Origin of the sequence: Bartonella sp. AA89HNZF, from assembly GCF_042196905.1 — a bacterium.
In the GTDB taxonomy this organism is placed as follows: domain Bacteria; phylum Pseudomonadota; class Alphaproteobacteria; order Rhizobiales; family Rhizobiaceae; genus Bartonella.
On record NZ_JBHIRD010000006.1, the window covers coordinates 93711 to 110494 of the forward strand.

Annotated in this window: 12 protein-coding genes; 5 read left to right on the forward strand and 7 right to left on the reverse strand. The window is 35.1% G+C overall.

Annotated features, from left to right (window positions below; genetic code table 11):
* The first annotated feature begins 132 nt into the window (after positions 1 to 132).
* Both miaA and ACFIN0_RS04545 read left to right on the forward strand, forming a co-directional pair.
* Positions 133 to 1005: a tRNA (adenosine(37)-N6)-dimethylallyltransferase MiaA gene (gene miaA, locus ACFIN0_RS04540; RefSeq protein ID WP_375701999.1), complete on the forward strand. Its 873-nt coding sequence runs from the start codon at positions 133 to 135 to the stop codon at positions 1003 to 1005.
* Positions 1006 to 1275: 270 nt separating this feature from the next.
* Entirely contained in the window at positions 1276 to 3075 is a 1800-nt protein-coding gene (locus tag ACFIN0_RS04545) for an acetolactate synthase 3 large subunit (RefSeq protein ID WP_375702000.1), read from the forward strand.
* 671 nt (positions 3076 to 3746) lie between these two features.
* Here the strand turns inward: ACFIN0_RS04545 and ACFIN0_RS04550 are convergent.
* The 5 genes from ACFIN0_RS04550 to ACFIN0_RS04570 all read right to left on the reverse strand — a co-directional run bounded on the left by ACFIN0_RS04550 (position 3747) and on the right by ACFIN0_RS04570 (position 7130).
* The gene (locus ACFIN0_RS04550) at positions 3747 to 4085 is read right to left on the reverse strand and encodes a hypothetical protein (protein ID WP_375702001.1); all 339 of its coding nucleotides are present in this window, start codon (positions 4083 to 4085) and stop codon (positions 3747 to 3749) included.
* Positions 4069 to 4737 carry a hypothetical protein gene (locus ACFIN0_RS04555; RefSeq protein ID WP_375702002.1) on the reverse strand — a complete coding sequence of 223 codons (669 nt, stop codon included), beginning with the start codon at positions 4735 to 4737 and terminating at the stop codon, positions 4069 to 4071. Before ACFIN0_RS04555 ends, ACFIN0_RS04550 begins: the two co-directional genes overlap by 17 nt.
* 68 nt (positions 4738 to 4805) lie before the next feature.
* Positions 4806 to 5423, reverse strand: coding sequence for an MFS transporter (locus ACFIN0_RS04560; RefSeq protein ID WP_375702003.1), 618 nt, complete (start codon positions 5421 to 5423; stop codon positions 4806 to 4808).
* Between the two features lie 76 nt (positions 5424 to 5499).
* A complete protein-coding gene (locus ACFIN0_RS04565) occupies positions 5500 to 5973 on the reverse strand; it encodes an MFS transporter (RefSeq protein ID WP_375702004.1) in 474 nt (157 codons plus the stop codon).
* 230 nt (positions 5974 to 6203) lie between these two features.
* Positions 6204 to 7130, reverse strand: coding sequence for a D-2-hydroxyacid dehydrogenase family protein (locus ACFIN0_RS04570; protein WP_375702005.1), 927 nt, complete (start codon positions 7128 to 7130; stop codon positions 6204 to 6206).
* Between the two features lie 1041 nt (positions 7131 to 8171).
* Here ACFIN0_RS04570 and ACFIN0_RS04575 point away from each other — a divergent pair.
* The 3 genes from ACFIN0_RS04575 to ilvC all read left to right on the forward strand — a co-directional run bounded on the left by ACFIN0_RS04575 (position 8172) and on the right by ilvC (position 12418).
* Complete coding sequence (locus ACFIN0_RS04575) at positions 8172 to 9293, forward strand: ATP-dependent RecD-like DNA helicase (protein WP_375610512.1); 1122 nt, start codon at positions 8172 to 8174, stop codon at positions 9291 to 9293.
* Positions 9294 to 9377: 84 nt separating this feature from the next.
* Positions 9378 to 10112: a pyridoxine 5'-phosphate synthase gene (locus tag ACFIN0_RS04580; protein WP_375606997.1), complete on the forward strand. Its 735-nt coding sequence runs from the start codon at positions 9378 to 9380 to the stop codon at positions 10110 to 10112.
* 1286 nt (positions 10113 to 11398) lie between these two features.
* Positions 11399 to 12418: a ketol-acid reductoisomerase gene (gene ilvC / locus ACFIN0_RS04585; RefSeq protein WP_375610513.1), complete on the forward strand. Its 1020-nt coding sequence runs from the start codon at positions 11399 to 11401 to the stop codon at positions 12416 to 12418.
* Positions 12419 to 12534: 116 nt separating this feature from the next.
* Here the strand turns inward: ilvC and ACFIN0_RS04590 are convergent, their stop codons facing one another.
* Positions 12535 to 13926: an amino acid permease gene (locus tag ACFIN0_RS04590; RefSeq protein ID WP_375606999.1), complete on the reverse strand. Its 1392-nt coding sequence runs from the start codon at positions 13924 to 13926 to the stop codon at positions 12535 to 12537.
* A gap of 1029 nt (positions 13927 to 14955) precedes the next feature.
* Entirely contained in the window at positions 14956 to 16356 is a 1401-nt protein-coding gene (locus ACFIN0_RS04595) for an amino acid permease (protein WP_375607000.1), read from the reverse strand.
* Positions 16357 to 16784 lie beyond the last annotated feature (428 nt).

Genomic DNA, 16784 nt, shown 5'->3' on the forward strand with positions numbered 1-16784 from the left:
TTTGTATTAAAGAGAATTTGTGTTCGTATTTTTGTTTGAAGTATTTACTCTATGATCATGGAGAGAAAATACAGTGGCTTTGGGGGTGTCTGCATGTTGCAATAAGTTATTGATTGGGAGAAATTGCTATTCATGACACAGAGAACAGTTACATTAATAGCGGGGCCAACGGCAAGTGGGAAGTCAGAACTTGCCTTGCAAATGGCTAAAGAAAAAAATGCTCTCATTATTAATACTGATTCAATGCAGGTTTATGATGTTTTAAATATTTTAACAGCACGGCCGAGAGAGGCTTATACTGCGATTGTTCCCCATTATCTTTATGGTCATGTGAGTCCTACATTGAATTACTCAGTAGGGCAATGGTTGTGTGATGTTGAGAAGCTATTGGCTACTTTTTCTTTGAGATCAGTTATTTTTGTTGGCGGAACAGGACTTTATTTTCGTGCTCTTTTGGAAGGGATTGCGGAAATTCCTCATGTTCCAGATGTTGTGCGGCAGAAATGGCGTCTGCTGCTTGATCAAGAAGGACCTGAAAGTCTTTATGGCCAGTTGTTACAGATTGATGCTGATGTTGCTGAAAAAATTTCTTCGCACGATAGACAGCGTATTGTCCGTGCTTTGGAAGTTTATGATGCAACCGGTAAGACGCTCAGTTGGTGGCAGAAACAAAAAACAACACCTATCATTGCGCCGAATTTGACCGAAAAAATTCTTCTCATGCCACCACGTTCTCTGCTTTATGAACGTATTCATAAACGCTTGGATTCTATGATTGAAAGAGGAGCTTTAGAAGAAGTGGTGGCTATGAAAAAACTTAAACTTTCCCCTTCTTTACCAGCAATGAAGGCTATTGGTATACCTGAATTTATGGCTTATTTGGATGGATATAGAAGCTTTGAGAATGCTCTTGAAGCGGTAAAAATACAAACGAGGAGATATGCAAAAAGACAAATGACATGGTTTCGTAATCAATTTGATGAAGAATGGATGCTTACTTTTTGATAAAAGAGTTAGAGCTTTGCAAAGAAACTTATCGAAAGATAAAAGATAATTCGTGAAAAAGAAATTTTTTAGAAAATATAATTTTTTATTGACGAATGGTATCAATGGAATTAGAAATCTTTCTACAAGGAATTTTTTATATATTTTATACGTTGGAATAATGGGGGTAATCATACAGTATGTGTTGTGTAATGGGCTCCTTTGGGGGCTTTTTTTATGGGCTCCGTTAGGGGCTTTTTTATTGTCCTATAAAGTAGGTGAGTGGGAAAAATGAGAAATGATCCAAGAAAGCAAGAGAGTGCAGATGGGAAAATAATGTCGGGCGCTGAAATAGTGGTTCAAGCTCTTATAGATCAAGGCGTTGAACATATTTTTGGTTATCCTGGTGGGGCTGTTTTGCCTATTTTTGATGTTCTTTATCACCAAGATACACTCCAGCATATTTTGGTGCGCCATGAACAAGCCGCAGGGCATGCAGCTGAAGGCTATGCACGCAGCACAGGGAAGGTAGGGGTTATGCTTGTGACTTCTGGTCCAGGGGCAACGAATGCTGTTACACCTTTGCAAGACGCTCTTATGGATTCGATACCTCTTATTTGTTTTTCTGGGCAGGTGTCAACAACGGTGATTGGAACAAATGCTTTTCAAGAGGCTGATACAGTTGGAATTACAAAGCCTTGTACGAAGCGTAATTGGCTGGTTAAAAATGTCAATGATCTTGCGGCTATTATTCATGAAGCTTTTGCTCTTGCTCAATCAGGTCGTCCTGGGCCGGTTTTGATTGATATTCCTAAGGATGTTCAATTTGCTTCAGGATTTTATAGAGCACCTCAAGTTCAGGAATCTTTACATTCTTTTCCATCGTTGAAAGGGAATACTAAGGCTATTGAATCTGCCGTTTCTCTTTTAGTTGAGGCAAAATGCCCTATTATTTATTCTGGTGGTGGTGTTATTTCATCGGGGATGAAAGCTATACAGCTTTTACGTAATTTGGTTCAATTGGGGGATTTTCCGATTACTTCAACATTAATGGGACTTGGTGCTTATCCTGCTTCCGGTAAAAATTGGCTTGGAATGCTTGGAATGCATGGAACCTATGAGGCTAATATGGCCATGCATGATTGTGATGTCATGTTAGCTGTTGGAGCACGATTTGATGATCGTATCACCGGGCGCCTTGATGCATTTGCACCTCATGCGCGTATTATTCATATTGATATTGACCCTTCTTCTATCAATAAAATTGTAAAAGCAGAAGTTCCAATTATTGGTGATGTGGCTTGTGTTTTAGGAGATATGACGCAACTCTTAAAGATACAGCAACCAGCGTTTAACAGTGAAGTCCGTGAGGCGTGGTGGACGCAAATTAACCGTTGGAAAGCTCGTAATTCATTGGCATATGCGGAGAAAAAAGATGTCATTATGCCGCAATATGCTCTTGAACGGCTGTATGCTTTTACCAAAGATGCGAATGCTTATATTACAACGGATGTCGGGCAGCATCAGATGTGGGCAGCGCAGTATTATCATTTTGATGAACCAAAACATTGGATGACTTCTGGTGGTCTTGGAACGATGGGATATGGTTTACCTGCTGCTATAGGTGTTCAAATAGCGCATCCTGATGCGCTTGTTGTGTGTATTTCTGGTGATGCCTCCATTCAGATGAATATTCAAGAGCTTGCAACAGCTATTCAGCATGACACACCGGTGAAAATTTTCATTTTAAATAATCAGTATATGGGAATGGTCCGCCAGTGGCAGCAATTGCTGCATGGTAATCGTCTTTCTCATTCTTATACGGAATCTATGCCTGACTTTGTGAAATTGGCACAAGCTTATGGAGCCGTGGGAATTCATTGTTCAAAACCCGATGAACTTGATGATAAAATTCAGCAGATGATTGATTGTGATAAGCCTGTTCTTTTTGATTGTCGTGTTTATCATTTAGAAAACTGTTTTCCTATGATCCCATCGGGATGTGCTCATAATGAGATGTTATTACCCGATGAGGCAAGCGAAGAAGCTATTGCAAATGCTATTTCTTCTGAGGGAAAGATTCTTGTATAAAATGAATATGTTAACAAAATGCTGAAGGATGGTGATGATGAAGTCTTTGGAGTCTTCATCTCTGTCACTTCTTTGTGGAGAGTTCTTATTATCCTTAGAGCTCATTTTATGATTTTCATTCTTTGTTTAAAGACATGGGGTGTATTATTATTTGTTCATCTAAAAAATGTTATAAGTCGTGTGCCAAATTATGTTTGAATTTATTTGTACGCGATGTTTGTTTTTTTAATTCATATGTTCACATTAATAGCTATATCGTTGCATTTTTTAGATAATACATTGAATTATCTGTTATAAATTAATTATGTTGTCTCATATATGAAAGATTTCATCGTGCAAGAAAAAAACCACCATGCTTGAAGGGTGCAACCATGCAAACCGTTATACTTGTGAAAACAATAGAAAAGTTTGTCACTATGTTTTGGTTTTGCATTATGAAACTACTCCAAATAGCTCTTTCAAGGGCTTGATAGGAAAATCCCCCTAGAGGCTTGAAAGGAATGGCGAAAATAACAAAAAGCGAATACAGCCATGGAAAATCAATTGGCCACCATAGCTTATAATCAGGTAGTAACCTCACCTGATTATGCGGGAAAAATCTATACATATGAGATGTGTAGTCAATATATATAAACCAGAATAATACTCAACATCATATCATTATTAGGACATTAACATTGAAAATCAAATACTCTTTCTTTTATTTGTTCTACATATCTATGATTCCATAAATCTGCAGACACAAACACTCTTTGAATCCACCGCATTGGATTTTCATAACGATCAAATGATCCAAAAAATTTATCTCTAGAGTGTAGAGCCATTCTGTTATCAATGTATAATAATCTTCCTGGTTGTACATCAATTCCAAAAGATACAGCCTTAAAATGATCTAAAGCTTCCTTGGCTTTTTTTGACTGTGGTTCTAACATGCCTGGATAAAAAACAGCGCTGATATCTGGGAATTCACCGTTCCCTTGAACGATGGGTACTTTACCTGTAGAGGTCATCCCATTTCTTCTCCAATCTATAAGGAACATTAATTATATATAAATTATCCCTTAAGCTCCTCAAATCTTCCTCACTTAAAAGTTTTAAAGCGAGACGTGCATCAGATATTCTAGTCAATGGGCCATTAACATCATTGCGAACACCAGATAAAAGTATCCCTTTAGGAGATAAATTTAAACCTGTTATAAATTTTAGCGCAGCATTTTCTATATGAAAATCTAACTCAACTTCAGATCCTAATCCTGTATAATCTTTTTTATTATCCTCTAAAGGAACTAGGTTGTTTACTATATGTTCGCCTTCAAATTTAATTGAATAAGGCTCTCCGATTAATAAAGAAAACATCATAATTAAATTTTCGCTAATATAGCCACTTTTACAAGACGCATCTAAATTATAAGGATTAGGTGACGTATTAATTTGTCTATCAATTGGAAGGTTTTCAAAGATTAAATATGCTCTAGGGGTAATAGACATCTTTTGATTCATAAGAATTGTCAATATTCTATGGGGTAGCAGCGAAAATGCTATTTTTTTTAGCTTAACCGAATATTCAATACCACAGTATGGATCATAAATAACATGGTCCAAAGCCTCCCAAAGTTTGTCTCTTTCGAGATTGCTCAACTCAAAAGTATTTTCATTTATCATTATAATTTCCTCCCCAATTATCTTTCCCTACTTTCTTATTAAGAAAAGTGAAAAAATAATAATTAAAATTAAAACAGCCATGTTAGTACATAAGTGTCTGTAAAATCTTGGATTAATCCAAATAATGGTGGAGCAGTAATAATTGCGATTTGATTTATAGACATTGCTAACCCCAGAGAAAAGCCAACGCTTTCTTTTGGTGAAGAGTCTACAATATAGGCGACCCAAGGGCCATACCATCCCAATCCAAAAAAACCTAACCAAGCAGATAAAATAGTTAAATAAATTATGGATCCACTCATGCCTAAAATTAATATTAAAAATCCAAAAACGACTGCAATCATGCAAAACAAGACAGGAAAAAATCGTCCTTTTCTACAATGATCACTCCACGCTGCTAAAATAATTCTTCCTAAGGCACCAGAAGCCTGTGAAACAAAAAATAAATAAGCACTTTTAGCTAAAGACAGGTGATAGATTCTATAAAAATAAATCGTTATAAAAATGGTTAAAACATATGGAACGATCACAAGTGAAACGCCTGAGAAAATAATATTCTTCATATGTGGTGCAGTTAACATCGCAAGATGAGACTTTACATTTGCATAGAACGAAACTTTTGCTTTGCTTTCTGGAGCGATAGCTACAACTTTTGTTGGTGAGTGATAAAAATAATAAATATACATCCACCTAAAAAAGAAACTATGGTACCGACCAAAAACGCACCTTGTATGCCATAGACAAGGGCACTCGCAGGAATAACTATACCCAGCTAATGCCTCTACCTAATGGTAGCCCCGCCTGCTTTATTCTCATTGCAAATCCGCGTTGCGATTGTGGAAACCATGCAGAAACAGATTTAGCGCCACCAGGTTGAGCAGAACTATAAAATCCCCCTACAATTAGCAAACAAACCAAAAGGGAAATAGAGTTATCTGCAATTGCTCCCAATAAAAGAGCGATAGAAACGCCGAGTGCGCCAACGCCAACAATATAGCGCTCGTTAAACTTGTCTAGTAATTCACCAGCTATGAGTAACCCAATAATAGGTAGGAACTGCGCTGCTGAAGACAGCAAACCTATTTGAGAGTCACTAAGCGAGAAATCCTTCTTAAAAAATTCAGCTAAAGGACCAATCCCTTGAACAAAGAAGCAAGCTGATGCTTGAGCGATAGTGGCAACAAGCAATACAATCCATCTATAATAATTCTTTTCTATAAATTTATTATTGCTCACTCAGCCCCCCTCCAATTAAATTGTATTCCAATAAAGTAGCCTTTTTTAATAATGCTTGCAACAATAAATGAGGTATTTTTGCTGATTACATAAAAATCTGTCAATACGATTGGCATTAATATGAAAGCTAAGGAATATGCTTAATTTAAGGAAATAAGCTATTATGTGTCGTACAAATTTGATATGCTAGTGATATAAGATAAATTTTACAAACATTGGCTCAGCCGGCATTAAGTGCTCTTTATAAAAGACGCTATATTTTGGCAAGCTTTTTCAATATAATTCTCAAAGCTTTCTTCAGTCACATAGCCCAGATGCGGTGTGCAAAGAACTCTATCTGATTGCAATAATTTGCTTTCATATACTGGCTCGCTGTCATAAACATCCAGTGCAAAGTAAATTGAATTTTCCAAACTTAGTATTTTTTCTATCGCCCCTTTTTCAACCAAAGCTGAACGCGCTGTGTTGACAAAAATAGCATGAGGTTTCATGCTCAATAGATCATCTAATTTTATGATTTCTCTGGTTTTATCGCTTAAACGTAAATGGACGGATATAACGTCAGGACGTGTAAAAAACTCATCTTTTGAATGCGTAAAATGATAACCTAAATTTTTTGCTTCTTGCGTTGAACGCTCGCTCCCATAAACCAAAATGGACATGCCAAAAGCTTGAGCATATTGAGCAACCATTTTACCAATACGGCCAAACCCGAATATTCCAAGAGTAGCCCCTTTCATTTGGTTGCCAAATGTTGTTTGCCATCGTCCTTTTTTCATATCAGATACAGATTTACAGAGTTTTCTACGCGCAGACATAATTAAGAGCCACGCAAATTCAGCAGCAGAAGTTGGATCTCCACCACCGTCTAATATTTCAATTCCTAAGTCTCTACAAGTTTCTATATCAATATGTGAACCTATAGGGCCTGTTTGGCAGATTAATTTTAAATTTGGCAGTTTCAGGAGAAGATTTCTATCAACTATAGTCCGCTCTCTGATTAAGATAAGAATATCTATCTCTTTGAGCTTATCTTCTAAATCACATTCTTTAGCTAAATTATTTATAACCAGCACTTCATGTGATTTCATTAATTTTGTAATAGACTGTAATGTTAGGGTGGCTTTTTGATAGTCGTCTGGAATTAATATTTTCAATTTAAACCTCCTGTTTCATTCATCAATATTTGAGTTCATTATTTCATTTCTAAAACAAACAAAAAGCAATATTACCGCTGATATTTTGGCATAACGCCAAGCCTATTAACAAATTATCCGCCTTGATTTCATTGTTATTTCTAGCAATAAGAATAGCATTAATCAGTTAGTTTTTATAAACTTTAAAACATTGCGACAAAAAGAAAAAGTTTGACTCAATAGATGAAGAATTGCGCTTTTCTCATATTCTAGAGGACGAACCTGAAGTGCTACGTTGGACTGAAACCATGTCCCAGTTTTCTATAATAGACTACCAAGAAGGCCATACTTACGAACCATGTTTTATTGTTGAAACAGAAAAAGCTCCATATTTGTGCGAGATAAAGCGTGCTTCATATAAGCGTGATGCCTCTCTTTATTCGTTGAGATATAATTTATTTGTAGCATGAAGAGTAAATTTATTAAAATCATGATAAGAGGGAGATAGGAACTTTAGAGGTGTATCATCATAGGATTAAGTAGTTTTGTTGAGAGCTATTTTTATTTCTGCCAAAAGGTTTTTGATATATTTAATTATTATTTCAGAATAGTAGATATACTTTATTTTTATGTGCAAGAAAGCTGATTTTTTGTGTAAAATAGTATTCATAAAATTACATTATTTTTATCCTGTTAAGGACATTTTTCTAGCTAGGGTTTTGCAAAGGCAATACTCTTTTTCTCATTCTAAATTTTGGTTATAAAAAGCGTATACTAGGTGTTATTTTAAATTTAAGATATGCATATTCCATTGTTGGTGTTACTGTTGTAAAAAATGATATTTTATTTGATAAGTATAAGCTGTTACCAAGAAGATCGATGTATAGATAAAATTTAAATTGTTATAATATCTTGAAAAAATAATGGGTAAATAATTGATAATTGTGCTACGAAAGTTGTTAGATGGGTGTGTGTCAGCAATTCTTAATAAAAAAGTTTTTTTTGATAGTCGGTTTTTTTCAAAATACTGCTTTTTTTATGCAAAACTTATATTGGTAAGCTATGCAGTTTTCACGGGAACAGGATAATGCATTGAAGGCTGTTGCCGCGTGGTTGAGGGAAGGGCGTTCTCCTCTTTTTCGCCTTTTTGGCTATGCGGGGACGGGTAAGACGACGCTTGCACGCTATTTTGCAGAGACAGTTGATGGTTCTGTTCAATTTGCTGCTTTTACAGGGAAGGCGGCGCAGGTTTTACGTTCTAAAGGTGCAAGCAATGCTTGTACTATTCATTCGCTAATTTATTGTCCGCGTGGAGAAGAGGAAGTTTCCGATGAAATAACAGGAAAAAAGTCTATTGCTCCAACATTTACGTTAAATCGAAGAAGTGCTGCTGCACAAGCTAAACTCATTATCGTTGATGAATGCTCGATGGTCGATGAACAATTGGCACGTGATTTAATGAGCTTTCGGACGCCAATTCTTGTTCTTGGTGATCCAGGTCAATTGCCTCCTATATCTGGTGGAGGCTTTTTTTCTAATGGAGAACCAGATTTTCTTCTTTCAGAAATTCATCGGCAAGCGCGAGATAATCCGATTATACGTCTTGCTATGGACGTGCGCGAAGGACGCGATATTGCTTATGGTGACTATGGAGAAGCGCGCGTTGTTACACGTAAAGAGGTCAATCAACAATTGGTTTTGGATGCTGATCAGGTCTTGGTAGGGGTTAATCGTACACGCCACCTTTATAATCAGCGTTTGCGTGTGTTAAAGGGATTTACAGCAGATTATCCGCAAGCGGGAGATAAGCTGGTGTGTTTGCGAAATGATCCCATTAAAGGTTTGTTGAATGGCTCTTTATGGAAGGTGATGACTTCACAGAAGGAGACCGTTAAACCAAGTATTAATCTTCTTGTGAAACCAGAAGAAAGTGAGCGTGGGGTAGCAAAGATTAAACTTTTAAAAGCAGCGTTTGAAAACCCTGATCAAGAAATTTCATGGCAATTAAAAAAGCGATATGATGATTTTGATTATGGGTATGCATTAACGGTTCATAAGGCGCAAGGTTCTCAATGGAATAACGTCGTTTTGTTTGATGAAAGTTTTGCATTTCGTGATATGTATGCACGCTGGCTTTATACGGGAATTACCCGCGCAGCAGAGCATTTAACGATTGTTCGATAGAGAAAATGTGTGTATCATCCCAGTTTCAGATAGAAAATGCCTTTTTTCTATCTTGTTACACACTATAAAAAAATGGAAATGGGCATGGCGGTAAAACTTTCGGTTAATCTTAATGCTGTTGCTGTTTTGCGTAATCGACGTAATCTTCCGTGGCCAAGTATAACAAATATTGGGCATATAGCGCTTGCTGCTGGAGCAGCGGGTTTGACGGTTCATCCACGCCCTGATGAAAGGCATATTCGTTTTGCGGATTTGTCAGATATATACTGTTTAATAAAGAACAATTTTCCTACGGCTGAGTTTAATATTGAAGGTTATCCAAGTGATCAATTTTTGGATATCGCTGAAAATTATGCGGACCAGATTACCCTTGTTCCTGATGATCCAGATCAGTCAACGTCTGATCATGGGTGGAATTTTGCTCATGATGCAGAATTTTTAGCACCTATTATTCAGAATTTAAAAAAAAGAAAGATTCGTGTATCCCTTTTTGCTAATCCTGCTGTCGATGGTCTTGATATTGCTAAAGCAATGGGTGCTGATCGTGTGGAATTTTACACGGGACCTTATGGTGGTGAATTTCAGGATAAAACAAAACAAGATCAAGAGCTCAATAAACTTGTTTTAGCAGCAAGAAGAGCTAAAGAGTTGCAGTTAGGTATGAATGCTGGGCATGATCTGACACTTATGAACCTTCCTGCTCTGGTCAAAAGTATTCCTTGGCTTGATGAGGTTTCTATTGGCCATGGGCTTATTGCTGATGCATTAGAGTATGGAATGCATGATACTGTTCAGCGTTTTATCCGGTTATTATCGTAATCTTTGTTTCTCTATAAAATTGGGAAAAAATTTTTATAAAGCTTTATCAATTTATCTAAAAAAACAATTTTATATATGTTGAGATAAATAGCACTATTAGCATACATTATAAAATATTCTATTTTCCTCTGTTTATTAGTAGCTTTCTATTTTTTGTGTTTTTTAGGGTATGAAATGCTTTTTTATATACCATCCATTATGAGGAAATTTTACCAAATCTACTTACTATAATTTTTTCGAAGGAATATAGTTTTTTAGAGTATTTTTCTTATAAGGGATTGGCGAAGAAATTTAAATGGATCAGTGCACAAAATTTATTGAGCGTCATAAGGTGTTTGAGAGATATCTTTTAATATGTTTGAGCTTATTTCACAGTGTTACTTGTGAAAAGTGTAACGTAAAACCTCTTATGCATCACCATTTTACGTCATAAAGATATAAATTATCGTCTTCATTTTTGGGCTCGTTTAATGTTGCGGCAGCTTTTGCCATGCGATGGTTCATAAGACATATTCACATGCAATTCTGCTTGTGACGCGCAAGGGGGATGATTTCATCGAACAGATTTAAAGTCACAAAATGCTTTTTATGAATAGGCTCAATGTAATATGAGCTATTGCAATATTGGGAGCGAGAAAATAGAATGATGATATCAACTTGTAACTTTATAAAGTAAAGGGGGCGTGTACGATAAATCTTAGATTATTATAGAGGACTATTGAAAAGAGTTCGAGCGCATTAAGAATTTTTTAATAAGCGCATGAATGAATAACACAATGGCATTCTGTTTTGGTGAGAGGCGTGGTTATTAAAGAATGTAACAAGTAAAAGCGTCTTCTCTATTATTCTAAAGATATTGCTGTGTATGCTTTTGAAGGTTGTACTAAAACAATACTTGTTATTTTGTAATTTTTCTTGCTATCTATATTGATTTGGTTCATGTTAAAAATTGTGTGTTGTATCTTAATTTTTAGAATATAGCGTTTTGTTGCACGATAAAAGAGTAGAATATTAGCTAAATTTTCTTTAGAAATCTTATTTTGTGTAATTATTGTTTTTGTAGAATAGCAGTTGAAGTTTATTTGGGGATCCGTATATGTTTTAGGAATGTTTGGGGACTACAGTTTTTTCTATGCAATATGTAAACTTTAAAATTATTCAATTGCTGTGTTCTTATAAGCGGTGTTTTTTGTCTTTATAAGTGTGTGATGCACTGTAGATAATGTTTCTTATTGAATAAAAGTAATCTGAAATCCAGTTTAAATAGAGAAAGAAGGAATTTTTTTATGCGTGTTTATTATGATCGTGATGCGGATGTTAATCTCATTAAAGGGAAAAAAGTAGCCATTGTTGGTTATGGTTCTCAAGGGCGTGCGCATGCTTTAAATTTGAAAGATTCCGGTGTCCAAAATGTGCAAATAGCTTTGCGTCCAGGGTCGGAAACAGTTAAAAAAGCCATGGCTGATGGTTTTAAAGTGGTGAGTGTTGCTGAAGCAGCAAAATGGGCAGATCTCATCATGATGGCAACGCCAGATGAATTGCAAGCTGATATTTATAAGGAACATATTCATGATCATTTACACGATGGGGCAGCGATTGCTTTTGCGCATGGTTTGAGCATTCATTTTGGCTTGATTGAACCTAAAAAAAACGTTGATATTGTGATGATTGCTCCTAAAGGTCCAGGGCATACAGTTCGTCATGAATACCAACGGGGTTGTGGTGTTCCTTGCTTAATAGCGGTGGCGCAAGATGCTTCAGGGCATGCTCATAATTTAGCATTATCTTATGCATGTGGTCTTGGTGGTGGACGTGCTGGGGTGATTGAAACAACTTTTAAAGAAGAGTGCGAAACTGATCTTTTTGGTGAACAAGCGGTTCTCTGTGGAGGTCTTGTTGAATTGATTCGAGCTGGTTATGAAACATTAACGGAAGCAGGTTATGCACCAGAAATGGCTTATTTTGAGTGTTTACATGAAGTGAAACTGATTGTTGATCTCATGTATGAAGGGGGCATTGCAAATATGAATTATTCGATCTCTAATACAGCTGAATGGGGTGAATATATCTCTGGTCCACGTGTGATTACGGATAAAACCAGAGCAGAAATGAAACGTATATTGAAAGATATTCAAACGGGTAAATTTACATCGAATTGGATTCAAGAATATAAGGCTGGTGCTGCTCATTTTAAAAGTATGCGGCGTTTAAATGATAATCATCCTATTGAAGAAGTTGGTAAAAAACTTCGTTCTATGATGCCTTGGATAAAATCTAACGCTTTGGTTGATAAAGAGCGTAATTGAAGCTTCTACAGAGATATTTGATCAATAGCTTTTATAATTTTATAGATAAATATCAAAAAAAAGGGTAACTTTAGTTACCCTTTTTTATATGTTTTTGGCAACATAAGCTTTATTTTTTAATTTTTTGCATAATTCTTTCTTCCAAAAAGAAAGTATACAATCCCTAAAAATATAAACCACGCTGGAGTATATTTTAAAGCTATGGCAGTGTCAGCTTCTAATGACAATAAATAAATAATGAATGCAAAGAAAATAAGAAGCGCCCAACACATAACAACACCTCCTGGCATTTTATAAGGAGAAACAGTATGTTGGAGAGGACGATTGCGACGATAGACGATATAGCTGATCAAAATGATAGACCATACAAATATAAACAAAGTTGCGGCAATTGTCGTAACAATTGTAAAAGCAGCTATGAGTGTTTGAGATAACGATACAACGGCATAACCAAATAAGATGCATAAACATGAAAAGAATAATGCATTGGCTGGAACGTGGTTACGAGAAAGTTTTCCTAAAAACTTAGGAGCACCTTTTTGTGTTGCTAGCCCATATATCATACGGCTGGTAGAAAAAATTCCACTATTTGCTGAAGATGCGGCAGCTGTGAGGACAACAAAGTTCATCAAACCTGCAGCAGTTGGAATACCAATAAGTGCATACATTGTTACAAATGGGCTTTTTTCTGGACTGATTTGATCCCACGGCGTCACAGACATAATCACAAGAAGAGAGAATATATAAAAGAATACAATGCGGATTGGTATTGAATTAACAGCCTGTGGTAAAGCTTTTTGAGGCTCTTTTACTTCAGCAGCAGCTGTTCCAGCGAGTTCAATGCCAACAAAAGCAAAAATAACAATTTGAAATCCAGCAAAAAAGCCTGTAATTCCTCGCGGAAAAATATTCCCACCGTTCCATATATGGCTAAGAGAAGCAACCGTACCGTTTGGAGAGACAAAACCGGTAAAGATCATATAAAATCCTACAACGATTAGGACTAGAATTGCTACGATTTTGATAAAACCAAACCAAAACTCAAGTTCGCCAAATAGTTTTACTGCGACGAGATTAAGAATTAAAAAGGACATAAGACCAATTATAACAGGAATCCACGGATTGAGTTCAGGCCACCAAAAGTGTGTATAAGTGACAATGGCAATAATTTCAGCAGTTCCAGTGACAATCCAACACAACCAATATGTCCAGCCGATAAAGAATCCGGCACATGGCCCTAGAAGATCGGTTGAGAAATCAATAAAAGATCGGTATTGTGTATTAGAAAGCAATAACTCTCCCATAGCACGCATGACAAAGTATAGAGCACAACCAATAATTGCATAAACGAGTAGAATCGAAGGCCCTGCTACACTGATTGTTTTTCCTGATCCCATGAAGAGACCTGTTCCAATCGCTCCACCAAGGGCTATAAGTTGTATGTGTCGGTTATGTAGTCCACGTTGCAATTTCTTCTTAGGTTTTTTTTCTAAATTTTGTTTATTCATTTTTGGGAGGTTCCCTTTAGTTATTTTAAGATAAAATTACCCTAAAAAAGGTAATCCCTTCTATCGAAACATGATATAGCTAGGGAGTAAAGGAATTTTTTTCTATGACTATATGAGAATAAAGCAAAAACATTATTAATTAATGGAATAATTATTTTATATATAAGAAACAAAAGATAAATTTTATTACATTTTTTTGATTTTTTATATTTTATATATATGTAATATATTTTATATATAATATAAAATATATTACATATAATTATTATTTATATTTATATATATTTATATTTATATATATTTATATTTATATATATTTATTTATAGTAAAATATTGTATAAATAACTTTTATATTTAAAATTATTTATTAATTTAGATTTCTAAATATATTAAATATAAATAAAATTGCAAATTTATTAAATATAAAACTTTATATATAAATAAAATAAGTTTAAATAGTTAGACTATTATTTTAAATATTAAAAAATATATTTAAAAATTTACCTTTAATTATTTATATTTAAAATTTATTACAAATAGAAAAATATTTTCATAGAATCTTTTTTTATTGCAGATAGCTATTAAGATATATTCTGTTTAAAGCTATATTTTTAATTTTGATAAAAAATTGAATATAAACTTTTGGAGGGGAAAAAGTTTTAGATAAATCTCATGTTTTATTAGTAAACAATGTCAGTGAAGTTTATAGAGAATTTTTTACAGAATAGCTCGTTTCTTATCTTATTGTGCAGTAAAATACTGTTGTGTAGAGTAGTGATATAAAGCATATAACATTTTTACGCATTAAGTATTTTTATAATGTGTGGTGAGTATTCAGGGCAGGGCTAGCCCATAGAGCCTTATGTAGGTGAACCATATAAATGATCAGCAGCATTCCCTCTTAATAAGCTGGATTGTTCACAAACCGGCGCTGGTAGGAATCGTCGTTTTTTGATGTTTGGGGAGGAGGTTAAGTAGAAAAAGGGTAACTAAAATTACCCTTTTTTGAGATGTTTTATGTATAGACTTTATTTGTTACCTTGAGTTATTTTTTTCTTTACAAATGTAAAATAGGTTATGCCTAAGCAAATAAACCAGAATATACCGTATTTTAAAGCTGTTAGGGTGTCTTCTTCTAACGTTAACAAATAGAGCATGAAAGCAAAGAAAACTAAAATTATCCCGCACACGATAATTCCTCCTGGCATTTTGTAGACGGATTCAGCATGCAAATGAGGGTGATTGCGACGATATACAATATAGCTAACCAAAATTACAGACCATACGAATAAAAATGCAATAGCTGAGATGCTCGTCACAATTGTGAAAGCACTTATGAGGCTTGGAGAGAGTGAGGCAATTGTATACCCTATTAAAATACATAAGCAGGAAAAGAATAGAGCATTGGCTGGAACATGATATTTGGAAAGCTTACCTAAAATTGGAGGAGCACCTTTTTGTGTTGCAAGCCCATATATCATACGGCTAGTAGAAAAAATACCACTATTTGCCGAAGAAGCAGCCGAGGTGAGAACGACAAAGTTTACCAAACCAGCAGCTATCGGAATACCAGCAAGCCAAAACATCGAAACAAAGGGGCTTTTATCTGGAACAATTTGATCCCAAGGTGTGACTGACATAATCACGATGAGAGAGAAGATGTAAAAGAGTACAATACGTACTGGTATTGCATTAATTGCTTTTGGTAGAACTTTTTTAGGATTTTTGACTTCAGCTGCAGTTGTTCCTGCAATTTCTATACCAACAAAAGAAAAAATGGCAATTTGAAATCCAGCAAAAAAACCTGTCATTCCTCGCGGAAAGATATTTCCATCGTTCCATACGTGATTGAGAGAAGCAACAGTACCATTGGGAGAAGTAAAGCTCGTAGCGATCATATAAAAACCAACAACAATTAATGCTAAAATTGCTACGACTTTGATAAGACCAAACCAAAATTCAAGTTCACCGAATAGTTTTACGGCAAAGAGATTAAAAATTAAAAAGAAACCAATGCAAGAAAAAACGGCAATCCATGGATTAAGCGTTGGCCACCAAAAGTGCATATAAGTGATGATGGCAATAATATCTGCAGCTCCAGTTACAACCCAGCTCAACCAATAGCTCCAGCCTACAAAGAAAGCGATTCCCGGTCCTAGCATATCGGTTGAAAAATCAATAAGGGACCGGTACTGTGAATTAGAAAGCAATAATTCTCCCATAGCACGCATGACAAAGTATAGGGCACATCCAATAATAGCATAAACGAGTACGATGGAAGGGCCTGCTACACTAATTGTTTTTCCTGATCCCATGAAGAGTCCTGTTCCAATAGCTCCACCGAGGGCTATAAGTTGTACGTGACGGTTATCTAGGCCACGTTGTAGTTTCATCTGAGGACCATCTTTTAAATTTTGTTTATAGCTCATTTTTTGGGGGTTCCCTTTAATTATTTTGAGATTAAATTACACTAAAAATGCATTATTCTGTATCGAAGCATGATATAAATGAGGTGTAAAGGAAAAAAACGTTTTTTATGATTTTGTGTGGATAAAGACAAGAATATGTTTTAGGAATATGGTTTTGAAAAAAGAGAATGTTTTCCTCTTAAATAACGTAACGGATATCTGAATAGGGAACTTTTTATTGTTATTAATAACAAATAAATTGTTCATTAAAAGACGTGGAGCTTTTAAAATTATTTCAGAAAGTTGTCAGGAGTTTTTATAATTTTTTGAAACTTATTATTTGTAATCAGTACATTATTTATTATTATTCATAATGGTGAGAGTTTTAATTTTTACTCAAATAGCACTCGAGAGTTCTCATCTTAGTTTAAGAACAATTTTTAATGGAA